At 54.9% G+C, this 20931-nt stretch carries 18 protein-coding genes and 1 pseudogene; 5 read left to right on the top strand and 14 right to left on the bottom strand.

What is annotated here, in order from left to right:
- Positions 1 to 370 precede the first annotated feature (370 nt).
- The 4 genes from AC2D8P_RS15605 to AC2D8P_RS15620 form a co-directional block, all read right to left on the bottom strand.
- On the bottom strand, positions 371 to 1450 hold the full coding sequence (locus tag AC2D8P_RS15605) for a lyase family protein (protein ID WP_484703731.1): 1080 nt from the start codon (positions 1448 to 1450) through the stop codon (positions 371 to 373).
- The gene (locus AC2D8P_RS15610; RefSeq protein WP_484703732.1) at positions 1443 to 2957 is read right to left on the bottom strand and encodes a tripartite tricarboxylate transporter permease; all 1515 of its coding nucleotides are present in this window, start codon (positions 2955 to 2957) and stop codon (positions 1443 to 1445) included. The genes AC2D8P_RS15605 and AC2D8P_RS15610 overlap by 8 nt, the downstream gene beginning before the upstream one ends.
- A gap of 5 nt (positions 2958 to 2962) precedes the next feature.
- Positions 2963 to 3433 carry a tripartite tricarboxylate transporter TctB family protein gene (locus AC2D8P_RS15615; protein ID WP_484703733.1) on the bottom strand — a complete coding sequence of 157 codons (471 nt, stop codon included), beginning with the start codon at positions 3431 to 3433 and terminating at the stop codon, positions 2963 to 2965.
- Positions 3434 to 3506: 73 nt separating this feature from the next.
- Entirely contained in the window at positions 3507 to 4466 is a 960-nt protein-coding gene (locus AC2D8P_RS15620; protein WP_484703734.1) for a tripartite tricarboxylate transporter substrate binding protein, read from the bottom strand.
- 106 nt (positions 4467 to 4572) lie between these two features.
- On the opposite strand from AC2D8P_RS15620, the gene AC2D8P_RS15625 reads away from it, so the two are divergent.
- On the top strand, positions 4573 to 5490 hold the full coding sequence (locus tag AC2D8P_RS15625; RefSeq protein WP_484703735.1) for a LysR family transcriptional regulator: 918 nt from the start codon (positions 4573 to 4575) through the stop codon (positions 5488 to 5490).
- 258 nt (positions 5491 to 5748) lie between these two features.
- Here the strand turns inward: AC2D8P_RS15625 and speB (AC2D8P_RS15630) are convergent, their stop codons facing one another.
- From speB (AC2D8P_RS15630) to AC2D8P_RS15670, 9 genes are all read right to left on the bottom strand, one after another.
- The gene (gene speB / locus AC2D8P_RS15630; protein ID WP_484703736.1) at positions 5749 to 6690 is read right to left on the bottom strand and encodes an agmatinase; all 942 of its coding nucleotides are present in this window, start codon (positions 6688 to 6690) and stop codon (positions 5749 to 5751) included.
- Positions 6691 to 6729: 39 nt separating this feature from the next.
- Positions 6730 to 7524 carry a carbon-nitrogen hydrolase family protein gene (locus tag AC2D8P_RS15635; RefSeq protein WP_484703737.1) on the bottom strand — a complete coding sequence of 265 codons (795 nt, stop codon included), beginning with the start codon at positions 7522 to 7524 and terminating at the stop codon, positions 6730 to 6732.
- A complete protein-coding gene (locus AC2D8P_RS15640; protein WP_484703738.1) occupies positions 7487 to 7933 on the bottom strand; it encodes a VOC family protein in 447 nt (148 codons plus the stop codon). Before AC2D8P_RS15640 ends, AC2D8P_RS15635 begins: the two co-directional genes overlap by 38 nt.
- A gap of 15 nt (positions 7934 to 7948) precedes the next feature.
- Entirely contained in the window at positions 7949 to 8734 is a 786-nt protein-coding gene (locus AC2D8P_RS15645) for an ABC transporter permease (protein WP_484703739.1), read from the bottom strand.
- 3 nt (positions 8735 to 8737) lie between these two features.
- Positions 8738 to 9577 carry an ABC transporter permease gene (locus AC2D8P_RS15650; protein ID WP_484703740.1) on the bottom strand — a complete coding sequence of 280 codons (840 nt, stop codon included), beginning with the start codon at positions 9575 to 9577 and terminating at the stop codon, positions 8738 to 8740.
- Positions 9578 to 9586: 9 nt separating this feature from the next.
- Positions 9587 to 10642, bottom strand: a complete 1056-nt coding sequence (locus AC2D8P_RS15655; protein ID WP_484703741.1) for an ABC transporter ATP-binding protein — start codon at positions 10640 to 10642, stop codon at positions 9587 to 9589.
- Positions 10643 to 10708: 66 nt separating this feature from the next.
- The gene (locus tag AC2D8P_RS15660; protein ID WP_484703742.1) at positions 10709 to 11785 is read right to left on the bottom strand and encodes an ABC transporter substrate-binding protein; all 1077 of its coding nucleotides are present in this window, start codon (positions 11783 to 11785) and stop codon (positions 10709 to 10711) included.
- Positions 11786 to 11807: 22 nt separating this feature from the next.
- Positions 11808 to 12770, bottom strand: a complete 963-nt coding sequence (speB, locus tag AC2D8P_RS15665) for an agmatinase (protein ID WP_484703743.1) — start codon at positions 12768 to 12770, stop codon at positions 11808 to 11810.
- Positions 12771 to 12881: 111 nt separating this feature from the next.
- Positions 12882 to 13772, bottom strand: coding sequence for a LysR family transcriptional regulator (locus AC2D8P_RS15670; RefSeq protein WP_484703744.1), 891 nt, complete (start codon positions 13770 to 13772; stop codon positions 12882 to 12884).
- Positions 13773 to 13940: 168 nt separating this feature from the next.
- Between AC2D8P_RS15670 and AC2D8P_RS15675 the strand changes: the two genes are divergently transcribed.
- The 4 genes from AC2D8P_RS15675 (at position 13941) to AC2D8P_RS15690 (ending at position 18894) form a co-directional block, all read left to right on the top strand.
- Positions 13941 to 14306 (top strand): cupin domain-containing protein, encoded by a 366-nt coding sequence (locus tag AC2D8P_RS15675; RefSeq protein ID WP_484703745.1) that lies wholly within the window; start codon positions 13941 to 13943, stop codon positions 14304 to 14306.
- A gap of 72 nt (positions 14307 to 14378) precedes the next feature.
- On the top strand, positions 14379 to 15773 hold the full coding sequence (locus AC2D8P_RS15680; protein WP_484703746.1) for an NAD(P)/FAD-dependent oxidoreductase: 1395 nt from the start codon (positions 14379 to 14381) through the stop codon (positions 15771 to 15773).
- A 9-nt stretch (positions 15774 to 15782) separates the two neighbouring features.
- A complete protein-coding gene (locus tag AC2D8P_RS15685; RefSeq protein WP_484703747.1) occupies positions 15783 to 17432 on the top strand; it encodes an amidohydrolase in 1650 nt (549 codons plus the stop codon).
- Positions 17422 to 18894 carry an aldehyde dehydrogenase family protein gene (locus tag AC2D8P_RS15690; RefSeq protein ID WP_484703748.1) on the top strand — a complete coding sequence of 491 codons (1473 nt, stop codon included), beginning with the start codon at positions 17422 to 17424 and terminating at the stop codon, positions 18892 to 18894. The genes AC2D8P_RS15685 and AC2D8P_RS15690 overlap by 11 nt, the downstream gene beginning before the upstream one ends.
- A gap of 179 nt (positions 18895 to 19073) precedes the next feature.
- Here the strand turns inward: AC2D8P_RS15690 and AC2D8P_RS15695 are convergent.
- Positions 19074 to 20460, bottom strand: a pseudogene (locus AC2D8P_RS15695) (IS1182 family transposase).
- Positions 20461 to 20931 lie beyond the last annotated feature (471 nt).

The raw sequence follows: 20931 nt of genomic DNA on the forward strand, positions 1-20931 counted from the left end.
ACTGAGTGATACTCAGTGCAATCATTTAATAAATAAAATGAAAGAGATAGCAACACCATGCAACTCAGTGAAACTCACTACACTTGCTTGGAAGGCTAAGGTCTTACCACTACACAACGCCCGCTCAACAGATTCACCTCATATTTCATGGGCTTTTTAACGTCAAGGCCACTCGTGTTCTTCTTTAGAGCAATATTCATTGGATCTGTCAAAAAAGCCCATAGCTGACCTTGGTTGATCGAGCAGCTAAGGTCCGGATCGAGCCCAAAGTGCCGAATGCCGCATCTCACCCGAATGTCTGGTAAGGACGCCACATAAGTTACAACTGTTGCAATATTTCCAAAAGCTATGGGTTATGCAAAATCCTTACTCATGTAGGGTTACATCGCTCTGCCATTTTGGATGAATGGATTTGCAATCCGGACAACAGGTTTTGCATCCAATTTACTGCTCCAGACGTTAATAAAAATATTTCTGGAACAATCACCCATTCCCCGATCCATGCTCCACCGGATCGTTCATGCTCATGTAATGTAAATTCCCCAATTTGTTCGGCCTTCTGCCGACCTAGCCGTGCGACCGCTTCGGCAAATTCTGAGGCGCGCTGGTTTTGCTTGTGGTGCATTGAAGATGATGCACCTTTGCCATTCACGTACCTTTCAGAAACCTCTGCGATATCAGAGGATGATAGAATGTTGATATTATGCGCAATTTTGCAGAGAGATGCACAGAGAGCACCGAGCGCTGTCACTATATCGGCTATTCCATCGCGGGCATTTTGCCAATGTGGTTGGACAGTGCTAAGATTGAGCCTCTCCGCAACCGCTGTTTTAACCAACTCTCCGATGCCATCCTCATAACCGCGCAGGTCACCAACCGGACCGCCGATTTGCACGTTGAGACCGCGAACGGATGCTTGCTGCAATGCTTCAGCCCGGCGAGCCAGTTCGGTGCGCCAAACGGCCAACTTTGTTTCTAATTTCAATGGGACTGCGTACTGCCCGTTAGTCCGGCCCATTAACATGGTGGAAGGATTGTCGTGGATATGGTTGTCTAGCAAGCCGATCAGCCGATCTGTAGCATTCAAGACTTCTTCAAGACCGCATTTCATCTGCATGGACATCGCAGTATCCATGATGTCCTGTGTGGTGGCCAAGCAGTGAACGTGGCTTTCATGCAGGCCCACCAGCGCTCGTATTTGCTTCACCAATCCCACAATTGGCCGTCCAACCAAGGCCATCTCTTGCGCAAGCATTTCAGCATCCAGATCGGTAGCTTTGACTGCCTCAATGGCAGTTGCGGCATCTTCTGGGACCAGACCATGTTCAGTTTGGGCTCGTGCCAGAACTTGTTCTACTTTTAACCAGGCTGAAATTGTCGCGTGTTCTGACCAGATGCTTCGCATTTCGGCCGTCGAGAAACAGTCGCGGTAGATGCGAAACTCAAGCATCGCCCAAACCTCCATCAGCTATCCTACGCTCTTTCATGATTGAACGGATACGGAAACCCATGGCTGCGAGACCAAGAAGGATAAACCCTGCTGCGATTGGCCGTTCGACAAAGATCAGAGCCCCGCCATCTGACATGAGCATTGCCTGGCGAAATGTCTCTTCTGCGCCTTTTGCCAGCACGAAAGAAATTACGAATGCGGCAACATTGAAGTCATACTTTCGCATCAACCAGCCCGCAAAACCCGCGACAGTCATGACTGTTACATCAAACATCGAACCACGGGCCGAATAGGCGGCGACAAAAGCCGTCATAAAGATCAGCGGGTACAGGGTAGAAGTCGGCACTTTCAAGATCAAACGAGCGACTTGCGTTGCACCGAAATATCCGATCAGGCCATAGGCAATAATCCCGATCATCCCGCAGGCAAAGAGTTGATAAACCAGTTCCTTATCCGTCAGGAACAAAGTAGGACCGACTTGGATGCCATGGATCAAAAACACACCCAGCAGGATTGCCCCTATGGTCGAGCCAGGAATACCAAGCGTTAGCAATGGTGCCATAGATGGTCCGGAAACTGCGTTGTTTGCGGCCTCGGGAGCTGCAACACCTTCCAACGCACCCTTGCCCCATTGCTCTGGGTTTTTGGCCCGGCGTTTACCTTCGCCGTAGGAAATGAACGCTGCAATAGCTGACCCTAATCCCGGCAGGACGCCAATTCCGGCGCCGATGAAACCGCCGCGAATGGCGTGTGGCAGGCAGGGCTTGTACTCTTCGTAACTCAGGGAATGGCCGTTTGGATCAATCGCATTTTCCTTAATTTCACCCTTCATCCTTTTACGCTCTTCGAGCTGGGCAAAAACCTCTCCTAGAACAAAAACACCAATCATCAATGGAACGAGGCCAATGCCATTGGACAGCTCAAACGAACCAAAAGTATAACGTTCTTCGCTGGAAATCGGATCAAGCCCTATCATCGCCACCAAGATACCCAGCAAAGCCGAAATCAGACCTTTAGTGATGGATTTTCCGATCACCGACCCGATAACCACAAAGGCCGCAAAATAGATTGCAAAGGTTTCTGGAGGGCCGAGTTTCAAAGCTATTGCAGCGATGAATCCAACCCCCACCACCAGCATGACATCCCCCATCAGATCGCCAATAACCGATGAAACCGTTGCGACCTTCATGGCCTTTCCAGCCTTGCCAGCACGAGCTAACGGGTAGCCATCAATCTGGGTGGCCGCACTTGCCGCTGTGCCGGGGGTGTTGAACAAAATCGCGGCGACAGAACCACCATACCGGCCGGATTTTCCAATCACGTAAAGAAACGCCAACGCGAAAATGGGGGTCATATAAAAGGTGATTGGCAGCAGCATTGCGATAGCCGCAGATGCCGTTAGACCAGGTGTGGCGCCGACAATCATTCCGACAGCAGCAGCCAGAACGATGGCAAAGAGAAGCGTGGGATCAGTGATGACTGATAACAAAGCAGGAAAGATTTCCATGAGACTTACCCCCGAATCCAGTCGAGCAGATCAAAGACCTCGCCATAGGGCGGGAATACTCCGAGCAACTCAAAGAAAATTATGTGAAAAACCATCGGGCAGATCACGATGGACACTGCCAATCCAATCCAGTTTCGGACGCCAAAGATATATAAAACTATTGGCGCGACGACAGCAGTTGGCAGGACGTAGCCGAACCAGCGAAACGATTGCTGATAGACCACGGCAACCGCAAAGAGGATTAAGATATCCAGTGTTCCGGCATCATCGCTTGCTGTAGGGGCGTTACTTGTCTGGGCGATGCGTAGTTCACCCAGAACTATAATTCCCGATAGCACCAACAGTGCGACGGACGCGGAAAATGGAACAATCCCTGCCCAGGTGTCACCGGGGCTGGCAGCGGGAACTTGCCACGCACCCCAAATTGCAACGAGCGACAAAACAGCAAGAACGGTACCTTCAATCATTCCGCGCATGGCAAACTCCTCCGGCATTGAATGGTGTTTTATGACAGGGTCGGTGCGTTAACCGACCCTGCAGTAATGTTACTTAATTGGTGAGGCTCTGAACCAACGGTTCGGCATCAGACTTCATGGCGGTCAGGCCGGCCTTTGCATCAGCGCCGTTTGCATAAACCGGGCCAGTGCCGCGTTCCGCCAAAAGTTCTGCAAATTCTGGCTTGGCTGCGATTTCTGCTAGCGCCGCTTCCATGGCCGACACGACCTCAGCCGGTGTGCCTTTCGGGGCAAAAACAATCACCGGGGAAGATACCGCTGCGAAAGGAATACCAAGTTCGCCGAAGGCGGGAACATCTGTCATGATCGCATCGCGATCAGCACTGTTAACCGCAAGCGCGCGAAGTTGCTCTTCAAATCCGCGAAGCTGCTGCACCCCGAGGAAACCAAAATCGGCCTGCTCACCGATCAACGCAGCACGAGTCGGGCCACCACCTTTAAAGGGCACGTCCTGGGCCTCAATGCCATTGTTAGCTAAAAACCCTAGACCGCCAACATGGTGAAACCCACCACGGCCGGAATGTGCCCAACGCAAAGATCCGGGATCGGCCTTTGCAGCATCAATCAAGTCTTGAACAGTTTGGTACGGGCTGTTCAAGGGCACCATAAGCGAGGTGCGAAGCTGCCCGACTTGTGCAACGAAATCAAAGCTTTCTAATGCATCAATGTCTGTATCGCGTGTCATGGTAGACAGCAGAAACGATCCACCTGAGGTCATCATCATTGTATAGCCGTCAGGGCGTGCACCCACGACCGAATTGGCCCCGTTCAGGCCACCTGAGCCGGGCTTGTTAACCACGACAACGGGTACCTCCAGCACGCCTTCAGCGGCGGCGGCGATGGCACGGGCATAGGCGTCTGTACCCCCGCCGGCCTTGTAAGGGACCACAAGATTGATGGGGCGTTTGGGCCAATCCGCGGCAAAGCTGGCGGTTGACGTTGCAACAAGTGCGGTGGCTGCAACCACGGCACCTAGGAATGATCTGCGTTTCATTTAGGGCTCCTCCCAAAGTAATGACACGACAAAACTATCAGGAATTTTAATTGCCAATTTTGCAAATGTAACATTTAATGCTGCAAAATACGCAAGAGTTAATATTGTGAATATCAAAGCGCTACGTGCATTTCGTCATGCCTTCTCTGAGGGGTCAATCGCATCCGCTTCAGAAATTATACATCTAAGCCAACCGGCCATCAGCCGTTTAATAAGTGGCCTGGAGGCAGAATTGAAGCTCCAACTATTCGACCGCAGTGGTCGAAGTCTTTCCCCGACCAAGGAAGGTATTGCCTTTTACCGTGAAGCGGGCCGCATTCTTGACAATCTAGATGAGGTGCCAAGGATCGCAGGTGAAATCCGGGCTGGCCGCACAGAAAGCCTCCGCATCGTCACTATGCCAAGGATCGCGCAGTTCCTATGTGCCCCGGCTGTGAGCCGCTTTATCCAAGAGCATCCAGACGTCAATGTCAGTTTAGATGTTCGAGCAAGACGCGACGCCGGAAAATGGTTGGCTGGGCAAGAGTACGATATTGGGGTTGGCGCTCTGCCTGTTAGCCATCCGGACATCCGAACTGTCCCCCTTGTGCGGGTGCGGGCGTTGGCGATATTACCAATGGGCCATCCATTGGTTGGTTCGGCTGGGATCACAGCAAGTCAGCTGGCGGATGATACGATTATCAGACTGATGCATGGCTTATTACTGCGCGACCAACTTGACGACACATTCAACTCAGCAGGAGTAACGCCACGCAAAACGCACGAAGTATCTTCCTCGCAACTTTCCTGCGCATTGGTGGCAGAAGGTGCAGGGGTCACAATTGCCGATGAGATGGTTGCCCACCCGTTTCGAAACCAGTTAACCACTGTTCCCATTGAACCTGAAAAATGGATGACATTTGGGTTGCTCAAACCAAAAAAGGCAGACTCCAACGAGGTATCACAACTGTTTAGAGACATCCTTGTTGCACACGTAAACCAAATCTGCGCGAAAAGTGGCACAATGCAAAGCATGGTAAAGTAGCTATCTGCGAAACTCTATTCGCTAATGTTTTGGCACTGACTTTTTGTGGATTGCGGACCTTGGGATATTGAACGTGAATTATCACTTTGTCCCGCGAAGCAGTCATTGGTCACGCGACGATACAAGGTCTGCTTCGCGGACAAAGCCACCAAACGTTTAACCTGGCCGAATTTCCGCTCTTGGCGCGTCGAAACAAATCGTAATTTTGACGATAGAACCCACAATTCCACGTTTAAGAAGTTCTACTAATCCAATTTATTACTTGTTCGCTAAGAGACATAGAATCTCCAACAAAATCTGCGATCCCGCGACAGCTGTTGCGCCAGTTGTATCGTAGGCAGGCGACACTTCCACAACATCACCGCCGACAAGGTTAATTCCTGCGATTTTTCGGAGTATCAATGCCACCTGGCCTGATGTCAGCCCGCCAAACACCGGCGTACCGGTTCCCGGCGCGAAACCCGGATCAAGCCCGTCGATGTCGAAGGTCAGATAAACCTTATTGTCACTGACGATCTCCTTGATCCGCTTTGCCGCCTTGTTCGCGCCAAATTCATGAACCTCCGGCGCATCTATCGTATTGAAACCCTGCGTATCGGAATTGTGCGTTCTGATGCCGACCTGAACCGATCGTTCAGGAGCGACCAACCCTTCCTGAATCGCGTGATACATGAAGGTGCCGTGGTCGATCCGTTCCGGGTCGGAGTCAAACCATGTATCGGAATGCGCATCGAACTGGATCACCGACAAGGGCCCGTGTTTTGCCGCGTGGGCTCTTAGGTTCGGTAATGTTGTGTAGTGATCGCCGCCCATGGAAACGGCCGCAGCTCCGGCGTCGAGAATGGTCTTGATGTGATTTTCGATCGCAGCTGGGGCCAGTTGCAGCTTGCCATGGTCAAACGGGCAATCGCCATAGTCGATGATGTTCATAGCCTCGAAAGGATTGATCGGCCAACCATAGGGCGCATCCCAGGCCAGCATCGTTGACAGCTCCCGGATCTGGCGCGGCCCGAAACGCGAGCCGCCACGATGCGTGACCGAGACGTCAAACGGGATACCGGTGATCGCCACATCCACACCGTTCAGATCCTTGGTGTATTTACAGCGCGCAAAACTGGTGACACCGGAATAACTGACCTCTCCGATCATGCCCCGGCTGGTTTTCCGCGTGATTGCTGTATCGATATTCGGAAGATCCATGGTGTTGCCTCGTTCGTTTTCATTGTTCAGAATGTCAGGTTACGACGCGCTGATGCCGCGCTTATTCAGGTCGGCCAGATACGGGTTTGCATGACGGCTTTCCTCAAACTGCGAGACGTCGATTTCGGCGAAGATCAGTGCCTCTTCATCTTCGCCTGCCTTGACCAGTTCCGACCCGTCCGGCGCCGCGATGGATGACAGCCCTTGGTAGTGAAACCGACCATCCGATCCGGCGTGGTTGGCATAGGCGAGGAATATCTGATTTTCGAAAGCGCGAACAGGAATGACGCGACTAGCAATATGGCGGCCATCCGTCCCCATGGGCAGCGCGGTGGGAACAATGACAAGATCCGCCCCCGCCTGCGCCAACCGTCGGGTATTTTCAGGGAATTCAACGTCGTAGCAGATCAGAAACCCTGTGGATATGCCGCGCATTTCAATCATCGCCGCCGATGGGGTATGAGGCTGAAATATCTCTTTTTCGTAATCGCCATAAAGAAAAGTTTTGCGATAGACATGGGTTGCGGTATCAGGATCAGCCTTTACGGCCATCGCGCTGATAAATAACTCATCATCTTTGCGCTCGGGAAACCCGGCGACCAGGTCGATGCCAATCCTGACTGCGGCCTGTTTCATGCGCTGGACCCAGGCGCCATCCGACGGTTGCGCGAGGTTTCTGAGCGCGTCACCACGCCCGTAACCGCTGAGGGCCAGCTCTGGGGCAACCACGACATCCACACCAGCCGCACGGGCGCGTCGCATGGCGTCTTCGATTCGGTCGGGATTGGTGTCCGGATCAGCCTTGGCCGACATCTGGAAAACAGCAAGTTTCATGTATTCCCTTCCAGGGCTTCCTGAGTGGAAAAGCCGTTAAAGATAACCTCGAGCTTGTTGCCGAAAGAGTCACTGACATAGGCGGTGTAGGCATCCGGCATTGGGTAAAATCACGCTCACCGGGCGCCCCTTCGCAGGTTCCACCATTCTCGAGCGCGACGGCGTGAAACGCATCAACCGCATCCTTCGACTCTGCGGAAAAGGCGATATGGGTGCCGTTTCCGCCAGTTGGGGCCCCGCCGTCATAGGGAAGCAGGAGGAGGAACTCGGGGCGGATTTGCCCATAGGCCGCGAATTCGTCATCCGCGGCCAGACAGCCTGTGCCAAGGGCCGCCAGGACCGAGTCGTAGAAGACCCTGGCCCGAGCGATGTCGGCAACGCCGACGCTAAGATGGTCGATCAATGGCATCTACACCTCGCTCACTTAATCCATCGCGCCCAAGATACGCGACAGGTTGCTGAATCTGGCGATCAGGCTAAAGACGAAGACGTTGATCAGCAGGAACACCACTGCGATCGAGGCGATCACCGGCGTATACCCGTAACGCAGGGCGTTGAAGATCTTGATCGGCAGCGTCTCCACCGTAAAGCCGACGGTCATCAGCGCGATGATGTATTCGTTCAGGCTGAGTACGAAGCAGAAGGCGAAGCCCGCAAAGGCGAAGGGCGCGGCGATCGGGAGGATGACGGTACGAAAGACGGTCTTACCATCAGCACCCATGGTCTGCGCCGCTTCAAGCAATGCCCGGTCCACACTTTCAAGGCCAAGCGAGATGGTCACCAACGGCAATGCCAGCAAGAATATTGCGTGGGCGATGATGACGTTGATCATCAACCCGTTCATACCGATGCTGGAAAAGAGAAGCAGAAAGGCGAGCGCCATGATGACCGGGGGCAAGATGAACGGTGCCACACCAAGCGAGAATAGCGCTTTTGCATAGCGCAGCCCCGATTTCCACACCGCATATGCAATCGGCAGGGCTATCAATACGGCCAGTGTTGCCGATGTTAGGGCAATCAGCAGCGAACTGATCAACGAGTTGAACCAGCCGCTATCAACAAAAATCTCGGCATACCAGCGGAACGAGAACCCACGCGGCGGGAAGGCCAGGAATTTCTTGGCATTGAAGGATACGGCGGTGATCACGAAGATCGGCCCGATCAGGTAGATCGCGAAGATTGCGAGATATGCGTTTCTGAGCAGTTTCATATCCTATTTCTCCCCGCCGAATTTCATGACCGCTGCCACCACCGATCCGCTCAGAATCAGGAGGACAACAGCCAGCGCCGAGGCGAACGGAAGGTTGAAGTTGAAGATCGCCTGATCGGTGATCAGTACTGAGAGCGTCCAGTGTTCGGGCTTGCCTAGAACCTGCGGTACGATGATCGCGCCCAGCGTCAGAACAAAGATCGTGACGCTGCTGGAGACCAGCGCCGAACGGTTCACCGGAATCACGATCTTGAAAAACGTGCCGATAGTCGAGGTGCCAAGCGTACGGGCTGCCTCGATCAGGCTGCGGTCCATGCGACTGAGCGCCGGGTAGAGCAGCAAAATGGCAAAAGGAACTGCAAGATAGACCAGCGCCGCAATCACTGCACCGGCACTGGGGGCCATGGCAAAGGATTTTTCCACGATGTTGACAAATTCCAGAATATTGCCGATTCCCGCAGTGCGCGAGAATAGCACCTGCCAACTGAAGGCGATCAAAACTTCGGACAGTGACAACTGCGCCAGAATGTAGATAAGCCACAGAGTCTTGGCGCGCTCATTAAACCGCGTCAGCATATAAGTGAAGGGAAACGCGATAAGTAGGCTGAGGGCAGCGATCAACGCGCAGATACCGGCAGAGAACAAGGCCCGTTCGACATAGAACCAAGTCAGAAACCGTTCAAAATGAGCCAGGTCAAATCCATAGTTGAAGTCTCCTTCGGGTGTCTGGACCGCCACGCTTGCAGCAAGTATCAGGGCGAACGGGATCACAAAGAAGATGCCGATCATCACCGAGGACGGTATTAGCGTCAGATATTGCGGGAGGGATTTATTGTTGGTCATAACCATCCCTCACGCTGCCAGAATGTTGCAGGCAGAGGGGGGCATTTCGACATAGACTTTCTCGCCCAGCTCCACCTCGGGGAAATCTTTAGGGGTCATGACGGATACGACTTCCTGACCATCACAATCGACCAGGATTTCGATTGTCATCCCGATATCGCGAATGAAATTCACGGTGCCTTCCAGCGCGTTGCCTGCGGGTTTGTTATCCTGTTTATGCACGAAAACCTCTTCGGGTCGCGACATCAGGACAACGTCACCGGCCTGGGCGTCATCGGCTTTGTTCTCAAACTTCATGGCGACACCATTCACGGCAACCGCGCCATCGGCAGACAGGTTTGCCGGAAGCAGGTTCGACGTGCCTATGAAATCAGCGACGAACTTGTTTATCGGCGTCTTGTAGATATCCATCGGCGATCCGGTCTGGTGGACCCGGGCACGTCCCATCACCACAATGTCATCGGCCATGGTCATGGCTTCGGTCTGATCGTGAGTCACGACAACGGTGGTGATGCCCAGGTTCTGCTGTAGCCTGCGAAGCTCGATCTGCATCGACTCGCGCAGGTTGGCATCTAGCGCCGACATCGGTTCGTCCAGCAGGAAAATCTCGGGATTCAGCGCCAGTGCCCGGGCAATCGCAACCCGCTGCCGCTGTCCGCCCGACATCTGGGTGATGCGTCGGTCCTCAATGCCCGGCAGATGGATCATGTCCAGTAGCTCCTTTACACGGTCTTCGCATTCCGAGCGGGAATGGCCGCGGATTTTCATGGAGTAGCTGATGTTTTCCCCCACGCTCAAATGCGGAAAAAGCGCGAAGGACTGGAACACCATGCCGATATTGCGCTTGTGAACCGGTACATGGGTTAAATCTTTGCCATCAAAGCTGATGGTGCCTTTAGTGGCTTCTTCCAGCCCGGCAATCATCCGCAACAGAGTTGTCTTGCCACAGCCAGACGGCCCCAGAAAACAAATCATCTCACCCTTGTTGAAATGCAGGTTCACATCCTGTACGGCGGTGACTTCGCCGTACTTCTTTGTCACGTTCTGAATATTCAGGCCGCTCATCAGCGTTTCCTTTCCTGTCCTATAGAAGGCCCGCATGTTTGATGCGGACTTTCTGTGAGTCTGGTCTTAGCCGCCCAGCATCTGGTTCCACTTGTCCGAGATCCAGTCCGCATGCTCTTTGTAGATGTCGTAGCGTGGCAAGATCGGCGCCCCGTCGCTTGCCACCGCAGCCAGCTCATCAGCGGTAAGGTCAGTCAGAGACGGGTCAACAACCGGAGCGGTGCCCAGATTGCGCGACAGCGATGCCTGAATTGCCGGATCGCTGATGTAGTTGATGAATTCATGCGCTTCATCAATAGGTTCGGCGTGTTCCGGAACGATCCAGAAACCGGAGTCCAGCACGCCGCCTTCTTTCGGGAAAGTTGAGCGAACAGGGAAGCCCTCGGCAGCAGCCAGACCTGCGACGTCGTGATAGTACTGCCCCATTGGGATTTCGCCATCCTGCAAAGCTTGCTGGAACGCGCCTTCATCACGATACCAGAGACGCACGTTGGGCCTAATCTCACTCAGCTTTTCAAAGACTTTCTCGATACCTTCTTTTGTATCCAGAATATCCGTCCCGCCAAAGAATGTAGTTGCGGTGATTTCCAACAGATAAGAGTTGGTTGACAACGCCAGGAGACCCAGTAGATCCTCGTTCTTTGGATCCCACATGTCGGCCCAGCTTGTCGGCGCTTCGGCGATCTCGTCGGTGTTCGAGCACAGGGTGATGTACCAGGACACAGCCCCGACAGCGACTAGATTGCCATCTGCGTCGTAATCCTTGAAGTTGTCCGACAGGTTGGAAAGGTTCGGTATCTTGGCAGGGTCCAGCGTCTTAAACAGTTTTTGTTCAATGCCGCGCTGACGGGGAATACCGGCCATCAGTGATACATCGGTCGGCGCCTGCTTGGCACGTGCCGCGTTCTTGATTTGCACCAACCATGTTTCACCGGTGGGCACGGCGATCGAGTTCACTTCGATACCAGTTGCCGCTGTGAATTCAGGGTAGATGAACTCCTTGAAGCTGTCTTCGAAGAAGCCGCCATAGGTTCCGACCTTGATCGGTGCCTTGTTTGCCCGGGCAATGGACGGGGCAGAGAGCAGGGCGGTGGCCGCTGCAGCCGTGCCGATAAACGAGCGGCGATTAAGTAGCGTTTTCATGATTTTCTCCTTGGGGTATTGGTCAGTTATTCCAGTTCATAGGTAGAGCGCAGAGCATTTCGTAGAGCAGATTTGCGCCGATCATCGCGGTGTTTCCGCTGGGATCGTAGGGCGGGGACACCTCGACGAGATCACAGCCGACAAGGTTTAGACCGGCACAGCCCCGCACAATTTCAAGCGCCTGGATGGTGGTCAGTCCTCCCATTTCAACCGTACCGGTACCGGGTGCGAATGCCGGGTCCAGGCTGTCGATGTCGAAGCTGAGATACACCGGTGCGTTACCGATCTTGCCACGTATCTCGGTCATCAATGGCGATAGGGAATTGTGCCAGCACTCTTCGGCAGGGATAACAGTAAAACCTTGTTCGCGCCCCCAGTTGAAATCATCAGAGGCATAGCCGGTGCCGCGTAGTCCAATCTGGAATACCTTGTCGTTGATCAGCAGATTATCTTCGACCGCGCGGCGGAAGGGTGTGCCATGAGCGATCTTTTCACCAAACATCTCTTCGTTGGTATCGGCATGGGCGTCGACATGCACCAGCGCGACAGGGCCATGCTTGTCAGCGATGGCCCGCAGCACAGGGTAGGTCAAGGTGTGGTCACCGCCCAATGTCAGCGTGACAACGTCGTGCGAAAGAATGTCCTTGTATGCCGCGGTGATGATGTCGGCGGTCTTTTTCAGATCGAACGTGTTGATCGCCACGTCCCCGATATCGGCCACCTGCATGTTTTCAAACGGCGCGGCTCCGGTTGCCATGTTGAACGGTCGCATCATGCAGCTTTCGGCGCGGATCTGGCGCGGACCGTGGCGTGTGCCGGCGCGGTTCGAGGTGCCTATATCCATGGGAATGCCGACAAAACAGGCGTTCAGCCCTTCGGCACTACGCTGCAGAGGCAGGCGCATCATCGTTCCATCGCCACCAAACCGCGGCATGGCGTTTCCGCCGAGGGGCTGGTTGAACGGGCTGGTTGGCTTGTGCGGCATGGGGGCTCCTGGTCAGGCTGCGAACTTCTCTATGCCAGGAGGGTAGTCGGGGGCGTCGTTTCCGAAAATAACGCAGGTCGAATTTAAATATTTGCGTGGGCAAATGTATTGCTAGGCGTATTCCGCTTTCAGAACCTCACGGAATTTATCGATGATTTTTGGTTGTGGTCCGGATTTGCTAACCAGCTGCATCTCGCAGGCAAAGTCATCTTCGGTTTCCGGCAGGCGGCGCAATCGTTCCGCCGCAACATATTGTTTCGCCGCATGGTCAGGTAGCAATCCCAAGTAACTGCCGCTGAGAACCAGTAAAATCTGTGCTTCGATATTCAACACAACTCGGTCAAGGTCATGCATCTTGATGGATTTTTTCCGCTGACGGCTCCAGTAACCTCGATGCGCCCATGGGTACGCGTAACACATGTCTTGTTTTAGTTTTGAAGACGGCAGCCCAAACAAAGGGTGATCCTTGGCGCAATATAATGAATGTGACTCAGTGTAGAGCGTTTCGTATCTCAACCCCTGAATGCGATTGTCAAAACTGCCGAAGCCCAGGTGAAATGCCCCACCTGCGATACCACTCAGTATACTTTGCGGCGGTTCAACAAACAGCCGTAATCGAACTGCGGAAGCAGTTTTAGAATAAATCCTGATCGCATCAGGGAGTTTCAGATTTTCGTCCGAAGCGACGCAGTCTACTGTGGCCAGTTTCAATTCACCAACCAATGATCCCTTGAGTGCCGTCAGGTGATCGGATTGTTCGCTGAGCGTATCCATCAACTGTTTGGCAACCTCGTGGACCATCTCCCCCTTATCGGTCAGCAAAAACCCACGGCGCCCGCGCTGACAGAGTTTGACTCCGATGCGTTCTTCCAGCGCGGTGATGTGATTTGAAATGGTCGGTTGACTCAGCCCCAGTTCGGCCTGCGCCGCGCTGAAGCCGTTGTTGCGTACAACACTGTCAAAAACCGAAAGAAGGTGAATGTCCGAACCTGAAATCCTCATGAATGCATTGAAAACCACAAATGTATCAAATTGCAAAGTGTAATTTTTGACAGCAGCCACAACCTTTAGGACGGGGACCAAGTGATGCGCAGCAATCCAAACCTGGATCGGCAGGTATCCTAACCCATAAATCACATGGCAATGGCCGAAATAATGAGGGTCTAAAATATGACATCTGTAATCCCACTTTCCAAAGACGGCCTGAGTGGCAGCGCAATGGAGGCATGCTCGGTTGTGCCGCCTGAAGCCGTGCTAAGCGGCAAAGCGGAAGAGACCGGTGCGATTCATCTCGAAGCGGGCGGCGGTAAATTCTTCATCGGCACCTGGGAATGCACGCCCTATGCCGAAAATCTGGCCTATCCCGACAACCACGAGTTTTGCGTTGTCGTCTCAGGCCGTGTCGCCCTGACTAACCCAGATGGCAGCGTGAACGAATTCGGTCCCGGTGACCGCTACATCGTTCCCAAGGGATTCGACGGCAAGTTTGAGGTGCTCGAGACGCTGCGCAAGATTTACATCCTGTACACCGAATGAACCAACCCTTCCCCGCCGAAGCATCTTGTTCCGGCGGGTTTCTGAACCACACATACAGCAAAAGAGCCTGAAATGACTTCGCTTGCGACCCATGCCCTGAATGACGTAACCCTGTTCCCCTATTGGTTGGACAGCCCCGATGCACCGGCAACGGAACCTCAGCTGATCGGCCGAAACGAGGCAGATTTGGTGATCGTCGGCGGCGGTTTTACCGGCCTCTGGGCGGCGATCATCGCGAAAGAAGCGAACCCGGATCAGGACGTGGTATTGATCGAGGCAGAGAAGATTGCATATGGCGCATCAGGGCGCCCCGGCGCGATCGTCTCGACCTCTGTCATGCACGGGTTACACAACGCCGTGCGGATTTTTCCCAATGATCTGGATCAGCTTGAACAGCTTGGGCACCGGAACATGGAAGGGTTTCTGGATACGATCAAGCGACACAAGATCGAATGCGATCAGGAATGGAATGGCGAGCTGACCGTCGCCGTCGGCCCGGAAAACGTGCCCGTCGTTCAGGAGGAATACGATCTGCATGTCAAACACGGGCACGAGGTTGAACTGCTGGATGCGGAGGCCGTGCGCGGACACCTGAACTCGCCTCTATTTCACGGCGGGCTCTGGTCCAAGAAAAACAGCGGCACCGTAAATCCCGCCAAGCTCGCTTGGGGGCTCAAACGCGCCGCAATCACGTTGGGTGTGCGTCTTTACGAAGAATGCCCGATGAAGCGGATCGAGGATGAGGGATCGTATCTGCGGGTAGTCACCCGCGACGGCGAAATCAAGGCGGCGAAAGTGTTGCTGGGCACCAATGCCTTTGCCGACGGCCACAAGAAAATCCGCAGCCGCATCGCCATGGTGCGTGACCGGATCGTGATGACCGAGCCTTTGTCCGAGGAGCAGTTAGAGCGGGTCGGCTGGAAAAACCGTCAAGGTGTCTATGACACGCGCACCCAACTGAACTACATGCGCCTGACCAAAGATAACCGTATTCTTTTCGGCGGGCGGCTTGGGTATTTCATGAACTCCCCGCGCGATCCCGAATTGGACCGCACCACGCAGCCCTATGAACGCCTCGCCGGGGCCTTCTTCAGCACATTCCCGCAGCTTGAAGACATCCGTTTCACCCATGCCTGGAGCGGACCGATTGCCCTGACCACGCGTATGGCCGTGCATTTCCAGAGCTACTATGACGGCAAGGCCGTCTATGCCGGCGGGTATTCGGGTTTTGGCGTCTCCACTAGCCGCTTCGGTGCCGAGATGGGTCTGGCCAAGCTTAACGGCGAGGACCGGCCCGAGCTGCAACTCGAATTCGCCCGCACCATGCCCAACAAGATCCCGCCCGATCCGTTACGCTACATTGGCGCGCAGATCACCATGCACGCGATGGACACCGCGGACGCCAAGGGTGGCTGGCGCAATCTGTGGCTGAAAGCGGTGACCAAACTCGGTTTTCCGCTGACCTGAGGTGTTATCATGAGCGCAGATCTGGCCATCCTGAATGCGGCCATTCGCACGATGGACCCCGCATCTCCCACTGCCGAGGCGCTGGCTGTCGTGAATGGCATGATCACGACAGTGGGCAGCGCGGACGAGGTCCGGCAGCTATGCGATGCAGACACACGGATCATCGACGCGCAGGGCGCCACAGTTCTGCCCGGCTTTGTCGAAAGCCACATGCATCTTTTCCTCGGCGCGTTCTCACAGAAGGTCCTGCAAATGGCCGACGTAACCGGAACGGAGCAGATTACCTCCGCCATTCGTGATTTCGCCGCATCCAATCCCGATGAATCCCTGCTGATTGTCCAGGGTGTCACTTACGGTTGTCTCGACGATGGGGCCGACCCGACGCGCTATGATCTGGACGCGATCTGCACTAACCGTCCGCTGCTGCTGCAAAGCGCCGATTTTCATAATGCCTGGGCCAATACCGCGGCCCTTGAGGCTGCAGATGTACTGCATGGCCGCGATGTCGGGCCTGGGTCGGCGATTGTGCTGGACAGCGACGGCGTCGCTACTGGTCTACTGACCGAACCACCAGCCGTGGCAACGGTTCTGACACTGGGTCGGCATGGCGGGCGCGAAGGGTTGGGACTGAAAGGTGCGGAACCCGAACGACCGATAAGCGCGGCAGACCGCGCCGCCGATCTCGCGCTCTTGTGCGAAGGTCTTGCATATTGCGCGACGCAGGGCATCACCACCATCATCAACATGGACGGGAACCTCTATCAGGCGGGCTTGCTGAAAGAAATCGAAGACGCCGGCGATTTGATCTGCCGCGTCGAACTACCCTATCACTTTACCCCCGGCAAGCCGCTGGAAAATGTCGAAATTGCCGAGAAAATGCGACGTGATCTGACCTCGGATAAGCTCTGGTGTGGGCGGATCAAGCTTTTCATGGACGGTGTTCTGGACATGGAAACCGCCTATCGCGTGCAGGATTATCCGGGCAAGCCTGGCTACAAGGGCGAGCCGCTGCACAAACCCGAACGATTTATTGAACTCGCGACCGAGTTTGACAGGCGCGGCTTTCAGATCAGCGTGCATGCCATCGGGGACGGCGCGGTGCGAACGGTCCTGGACGGGTATGAGGCGGCGCGTAACGCCAATGGCGCGCGTGACAGCCGCCACCGGGTCGAACATATCGAGCTGATCGACCCGTCAGATCTGCCGAGACTGGCGGAGCTTGGCGTCGTGGCCTCGGTCATGCCACCGCATCCGCCGGGGTGCGAATTTCCTCTGGAGCCGACTGCAACCATCATTGGCGTGGATGACTGGCCGAATGCCTACCTCTGGCGCGGCTTGCAGCAGGCCGGCGCATCTATCTGTTTCTCCTCCGACTGGCCAATTGCCACTTTGGCACCACTAACCGGCATTACCTATGTGATGAACCGCACGCCCATCGGCGACGGGCTAGGCGATGAGCGGCTATCCTTCGAAGACACGCTGGCCGCGTATACGTCGGGCGGGGCCTACGCGGTGCTGAAGGATGATCAACTGGGCCGCATCGAAGCGGGGTATCGCGCGGATATCGTGATGTTTAACCGCGAACTGACCGCAACGAATACCGAACAAACTCAAGTCGTCCTGACCATTTGTGACGGCACGATCACCCATGAGATATAAGCTTGGAGAGGCGGCGATGGATTTGCATAGACGCGACGAAACTCTTTTCATCAACGGCGAATGGGTCAGGGGTTCGGGGGAACTCATTCTGACGCCGATTGACCCGACCAACGGCGATGCTCTGGGGCGGCTCGAAACCGCCAGTGCGGATCAGGTAGAAGATGCCGCTCAGGCGTCAGCGCGCGCATTCGCTGACTGGAAGGTCACTGCCTCATCGGAACGTGCGGCCTATCTGCGAGAGTTTGCCAAGGGTTTGGCGTCACGGCAGGAATGTCTGGTCGAGATCCAAATGCGCAACAGCGGCAAACCCCGGGTTGAAGCCGAGATTGATGTAGGTGATGCCATCGCCACGTTCGAGTATTACGCCAGTCTGGCCGACACGCTCGACGCCGGCCAGGATGCCCGCGTGGATCATGCCGGGGGCGATCACATCGGAATGGTGCGTCGCGAGCCAGTGGGACCGGTCGGGATGATCGTTCCATGGAACTTCCCACTGGTAACAAGCGCGTGGAAGATCGCACCGGCGCTGGCAGCAGGGTGCACGGCGGTCATGAAGACCTCGGAAATGACCCCGGTGGCAGAACTTGTCTATGGCGAAATCGCTCAGGAGATCGGCCTGCCCCCGGGTGTCCTGAACATCGTGACCGGCGCGATGGAAGTCGGCGTCGCTTTGACCGGCTCGCGTGCGTTCCGCAAAATCTCGTTCACCGGGTCAAACATGGTGGGCGCGAGAGTGATGGCAGCCATCGCGCCGCGCTGCCTGCCTCTGTCGTTGGAATTGGGCGGCAAGGCTCCGATCATCGTCACGGAAGATGTCGATATCGATCACGCGGTCGACTGCATCATCGGCGGTATCTTCTTCAATGCCGGCCAGATGTGTTCTGCCACCTCACGGTTGCTGGTGCATGGCTCCATCGAGGCCAAACTGATCGACGCGCTGTTGGCAAAAACCGAAACGCTGGTGACGGCCTCACCCTTTGCCGAGACCTGCGATATGGGGCCCATGACCACCCGCGCACAATATACCAAAGTTAGAGAGTATCTGGCACGGGCGCAGGCGGATGGTCTGGATTGCGTCACAGGCGGGATCAGCAAGGAAACGATCGGCAATTTCGTTGTCCCGACAATCTATCGCAACGTACCGTATGATAATCCGGTCTGGATCGAAGAGGTTTTCGGCCCGGTTCTGGCGACGACACGTTTCGACACGGATGAAGAGGCGCTGGCTCTGGCAAATGCCACCGAATACGGGCTGGTAGGCACTGTCGTCTCCGCTGATGAAGAGCGCGCAAAAACGCTCGCCAATGGCGTCGAAGCGGGCCAGATCTGGATAAATACGCCTCAGGTTGTCTATCCCGACAGCGCATGGGGTGGCTTCAAGAGTAGCGGCATAGGACGAGAACTAGGCCCTTGGGGTTTGGCCGGTTATCAGGGTGTCAAGCATATTACCTGTGCTTGCTGAATAATTTCTGGGAAGCCAGCGCGGCAATAGTGATCGGCCATCTAACCTTTCAGGAAAGCTACTCCCACCTTTGAAACGTTGGACGACGTCAATGTCGGCTTTCGGCAGATTCTGTTGAAAAACGAAGTGTTGAGCACGCCATTGATGCGCTGACTTTGATCGCTCAAGCCTCTCTGTTTTCAGGCTTTTCTTGGATGCTGCGGTGCCGGAAAGGTCTTGGCCAATTTGCGGAGGTTTTGGGCGGTGGCTGCGAGGAGGAATTCGTCATTTGCACCGCAGGGACCGCGTAATCGAAGGCGTCCGAGACCGAGGATGCGTTTGAGGTGGGCGAAGAGCATCTCGACCTTCTTCCTCAGTTTCATGGAGATGTTGTATTGGCGGGTCTTGGCAATATTGCGGGCGAATTGGCGGGCATCTTCGTGTTCCTCGCGGGTGATTGATCTGAAGTCCATGTTTTGGGCAGCAGCGCTGCTTTGAAGGGCAAGTCTGACAGGTGTTCTTGAGGCCGCGGTATTTGGCGACACCCTTGCCCGTTGGCCCTCGCTTTGGATCAGAATAGTTCCGGCGGAACTGCTTCAACGCGTGACCTTCAGGGCAGATGTACTGGTTGTTCTCAGCATCCCACTCGAAGTCAGCCCGGGTCCAGGTGCCATCCCTGCGGCCCGCCTTATCTATGACAGGGATGTGTGGCGCAATGTTGCGGTCGACCAGCCAGCCCAGCATTGGTCCCGAGCCATAGGCAGTGTCGGCAATCAGACGTTCCGGGTGCAGATCGAACCGTTCTCTGACACGATCCAGCATCGTCTTAGTGGAACCAACTTCGGCCTGTCGTATTGACCGGGTTGCCTCGACATCGACGATGACACCGTGATCTGTGTCGATCAGATAATTGTCGGAATAGGCAAAGAATGCAGGGCCTTTGCGCGCCGCGGTCCATTGGCTGGCCGGATCGGAATGGGAGGTAAACTTGGGTTGCACAGGCGTTGCTGCGCCAAAGGCCGCTTCGTCCAGCACCTCAAGGTATTCCTTCACGGCACGCGGCGCATTGGCCGGATCAAGGGTATTGTGATCCCATTCTTCCTTGGATGTGGAGTTTTGCTTGTTGGCGTCAGCCTCGATCAGGCTGGCATCGACCGCCAGGCGCTGACCGCTCACGAGACCCTCTGTGATACACCGCGCCACAGTCATCTCAAACAGATGCCGTAGCAGTTCGCTCTCGCGGAACCGGCCATGGCGGTTCTTTGAGAAGGTGGAGTGATCCGGGACACGGTCGTTCAGATCAAGACGGCAGAACCAGCGATACGCAAGGTTCAGATGAACCTCTTCACACAGTCGCCGCTCCGATCTGATGCCAAAGCAATACCCTACCAGCAACATCCGGATCAGCAGTTCAGGATCAACAGAAGGGCGGCCCGTGTGACTGTAGAAATCCGTCAGATGGGCACGGATGCTGCTCAGATCGACGTACCGGTCAATCGACCGCAGCAGATGATCCTGAGGGACATGACTTTCCAGCGAGAACTCATAAAACAGCGCCGCCTGTGCTTCCTGCCTCGGTCCCATCATCGCAAATCCTCCTGATCAATAAGAGAATTGAATCAGCGATCTACCCACCAATCAAGCAGGAGTTTTTCAACAAAATAGGCACCTTGCGACTATTCAGACGCCTCGCAGCATTCTGTAGTTTGGGCTCTTTTGTATGTACCGGCTGCTGTTCGCAAGTGATTTTCTGGCATGTTCTCGGAAGTCGCTCATTTGTATACGGCCTACTGGTCGACACGCGGGTCGTGGCCTTGTTGGGGTTACGCACGCGCCGTGATCTAATTTCCAGCCAGGTCGATAGCGACCGAAAGAGCCCTCAGATTCTGGGTGCGTAATATTTCCGTTCCATGCTTTCGATCTATCGCGAACTCTGGAGTTCCCCCGGTTTGATGGACACTTTTTATCGATGAAGGAGAATGTTTTTCATGCCGAGAACGAGGAACCCGTACCCTGCGGAATTCAGGGATCAAATGGTCGCGCTGGTGCGAACCGGGC

This window comes from Roseovarius sp. YIN77, assembly GCF_057219155.1.